Here is a 3,039-nt window from a genome sequence, read left to right as displayed (position 1 = left end):
CGGGGGACGTGAGCAGCTCCTCCTCCGGCTCCCAGAGCTCCAGCAGCAGTTCTTCCTCTCAGGAGGAGCAGGAAAAGAATACACAACCCTTTACGCTGGCGGCCTATCCCGCCTACAGCTTTCATCCGGCGCTGTCCACCAGTCAGGCCAATTTGACCCTGGCCCCGCTGCTGTACGAGAGCCTGTTTACGGTGGACAGCACCTTTACCGCCACACCTCAGCTGTGCCAGAGCTACACCGTCAGCGAGGACGGATTGACCTGGACCTTCCAGCTGCGCGCCGGAGTGACCTTTTCCGACGGCACGCCCCTTACCGGGGAGATCGTGGCCCAGGCCCTTCAGACCGCCAAGGACCCCGCTTCTCGCTACGCCAAACGGCTGGCCAATGTGAGCGGGGTGTCCGGCTCCGGAGAGCAGGTAACCATTACCCTAACGACCCCCAACGGGGCGCTGCCCACGCTGCTGGATATTCCTATCGCCCTGGACAGCTCCAACCGCCCACTGGGGACAGGACCCTATGTTCTGTCGGAGCAGGGGGGAAAGCTGTACCTCAATGCCCGGGCGGACTGGTGGCAGGGAGCGGACAGCCTGAGTTTAAAACAGATCCCTCTGGCAACGATGACGCAGAAGGAGCAGGCGGCGACCGCGTTCAGCTCCGGTGAGGTGACGCTCATCGATGCGGATATTACCGGCAGCAATGAGCTGGGTTATTCCGGCAGCTACGAGGTGTGGGAATACAATACCACGGGCCTCATTTACCTTGGGTTCCAGACGGCTCATGGTGTGTGTCAGGACCCGGAGGTGCGCCAGGCCATTGCCAAAGCCATTGACCGCAGCTATGTGACGGACAGCGTCTATGCCCGCCATGCCACAGCGTCTACGCTGCCGGTCCACCCGGACAGCGCATTGTATGACGCGGAGCTGGCTCAGGAATTGGAGTATGACCTGTCTGCGCTTAAGGCCCTGGAGCTGAACCGAAAATCCCTGACTTTACTTGTTAACATTGAGGATATGGCCAAGAGTGCCGCCGCCAACCGTATTGCTGAAGACCTGGAGTCGGCTGGACTGCGGGTGACCGTGGAGCGCTTGGCCTGGGAGGACTATGTCAAGGCGCTGGAGAGCGGGCAGTTTGATCTGTATCTGGCGGAGGTATATCTCACCGCGGATTTTGATCTGACCTCCTTGGTTTCACCTCAGGGCGAGCTGAACTACGGTGGGTGGAATGACGCGGCAGTGCCTCTCCTGCTGGAAAATGTGCGCAAGGCACAGGGAGAGCAGCGGGTCACCACCATGGCTACCCTGCTGCGCTACTTAAATCAGAACGCCCCCATCGCACCCATCTGTTTCCGGGAGGGAACAGTGCTGACCCAGTATGACCGGGTAGAGAATCTGAGCCCGGTACAGGGAAATGTGTTTTCCAATCTGTCCCAGTGGACGGTAAAATAAAAAAGAATTTGGATATCGTGTGGAGGAATGGACATGAGTGTTTACCGCTGTTATTCCGAGAAGAGACCGGGCTTTGATGTAGAGGCCCAGGGCCTGTGCCGCCAGCTGCGGGAGCAGCTGGGTGTGCAGGGGCTGGAGTCGGTTCGCATCTTGAACCGTTACGATGCCGACCGCATCGATCCCCAGGTCTATGAGGCCGCCAAGAGCGTGGTGTTCTCTGAGCCCCAGGTGGACGTGATCTATGACAAGCAGTTCCCTGCCCCTCAGGGGGAGCATCAGGTGCTGGCGGTGGAGGCCCTGCCCGGCCAGTACGACCAGCGGGCCGACTCCTGTGAGCAGTGCATCCAGCTCCAGTCCGGTGTGGACCGCCCCATCATTGCCACCGCCAAGGTGTACCTGCTGATGGGCACCATCAGCCAGGAGGATCTGGAGAAGATCCGCAAGTACCTCATTAACCCCGTGGAGAGCCGGGAGGCTTCCATGGACAAGCCTGAGACCCTGGAGCGCACCCACGCCGCTCCCGACCACGTGGACACCGTGGAGGGCTTTATCGCCATGGACGAGAAGGCTCTGGAGGACCTGCTGTCCCGCCTGGGTCTGGCCATGGACCTGGACGACCTGAAGTTCCTGCAGACCTACTTCCGGGACCAGGAGAAGCGGGATCCCACCATCACCGAGATCCGCGTGGTGGACACCTACTGGTCCGACCACTGCCGCCACACCACCTTCTCCACCCATCTGGACGAAATCACCATTGACGATCCCCAGATCGCCGCGGCTTACCAGCGGTATCTGGACGCCCGGGTGGAGGTGTACGGGGAGGAGAAGGCTGCCAAGCGTCCCCGCACCCTGATGGACGTGGCTACCATCGGTACCAAGACCCTGAAAAAGCGCGGCCTGCTGCCCGAGCTGGACGAGAGCGAGGAGATCAACGCCTGCTCCATCCATGTCCCCGCCAAGGTGGACGGCAAGGAGCAGGACTGGCTGCTCATGTTCAAAAACGAGACCCACAACCACCCCACTGAGATCGAGCCCTTCGGCGGCGCGGCCACCTGTATCGGCGGCTGTATCCGCGATCCCCTGTCTGGCCGTGTCTATGTCCACCAGGCCATGCGCTTCACCGGCGGCGGCGATCCCCGTGTGCCCTTTGACCAGACCATTCCCGGCAAGCTGCCCCAGCGCAAGCTGGCCCAGACTGCCGCGGCGGGCTACTCCTCCTACGGCAACCAGATCGGCCTGGCCACCGGCCATGTGGCCGAGGTCTACCACGAGGGCTACATCGCCAAGCGCCTGGAGTGCGGCGCGGTAGTGGGTGCGGCTCCCGCCGACCATGTCCGCCGTGAGGTCCCTGCCCCTGGCGATGTGGTGATCCTGCTGGGCGGCCGTACCGGCCGTGACGGCATCGGCGGCGCCACCGGCTCCTCCAAGAGCCACAACATGAAGTCCCTGACCACCATGGCCTCCGAGGTCCAGAAGGGCAATGCCCCCGAGGAGCGGAAGATCCAGCGCCTGTTCCGCAACGGCGAGGTCACCCGCCTCATCAAGCGCTGCAACGACTTTGGCGCGGGCGGTGTGTCCGTGGCCATCGGCGAGC

Annotated in this window: 2 protein-coding genes; both read left to right on the top strand. The window is 62.2% G+C overall.

The genetic code is table 11. The features are described from left to right. A partial coding sequence (locus ACLTXB_RS18565; protein WP_428227965.1) for an ABC transporter substrate-binding protein occupies positions 1–1,445 on the top strand: 1,445 nt, incomplete at its 5' end. Between the two features lie 33 nt (positions 1,446–1,478). Then, the coding region (locus ACLTXB_RS18560; protein ID WP_428227964.1) for an AIR synthase-related protein at positions 1,479–3,039 on the top strand (1,561 nt) is incomplete at its 3' end.

The sequence above is a fragment of the Flintibacter sp. genome (genome assembly GCF_046973065.1).
Note: the sequence above shows the minus strand (reverse complement) of the source record. Positions and strands in the feature narration are given on the sequence as shown.